A 399-nucleotide genomic window follows, 5' to 3' on the forward strand; every position below is an offset into this window, starting at 1 on the left:
CCGCCTCCGCTGCCACACCAGCAGCCACATTGACATCTTCACCAGCAAAGACAGCGGTGATGCCTGCAATCAGTTTGGCAGCATTTAGGGTATGGGTGTTTGTGTATTAGGCTTTAAAAGGTTTTCAAGCGTACTGTTTCATCATTTCAATAACAGGGATATAATCTTTGTCATGACTCCAAAACAACTCTAATAATTGTAACACTTCATAATGACCATTATAAAAATGAACATTACCTTTTTGAGCATCAGTTCAAGTACATCCAACCTATCTTTGGTATAGCCAACCATGGATAAAGGTCTCAATCCATCTTTATTAGGAATATTAGGGTCAGCCCCTGCCTCCAGCAAGGCGATAGCAGCATCAGCATTCTTTGAACGCATGGCATAGTGTAATGG

Annotated in this window: 2 pseudogenes; both read right to left on the minus strand. The window is 41.6% G+C overall.

Going from position 1 to position 399, the window contains the following annotated elements:
* Positions 1-88: pseudogene (locus A4U55_RS09420) on the minus strand (VENN motif pre-toxin domain-containing protein); the annotation flags it as partial.
* Between the two features lie 101 nt (positions 89-189).
* Positions 190-399, minus strand: a pseudogene (locus tag A4U55_RS08920) (ankyrin repeat domain-containing protein); the annotation flags it as partial.

This window comes from Moraxella catarrhalis (genome assembly GCF_001632285.1).
Lineage (GTDB): Bacteria > Pseudomonadota > Gammaproteobacteria > Pseudomonadales > Moraxellaceae > Moraxella > Moraxella catarrhalis.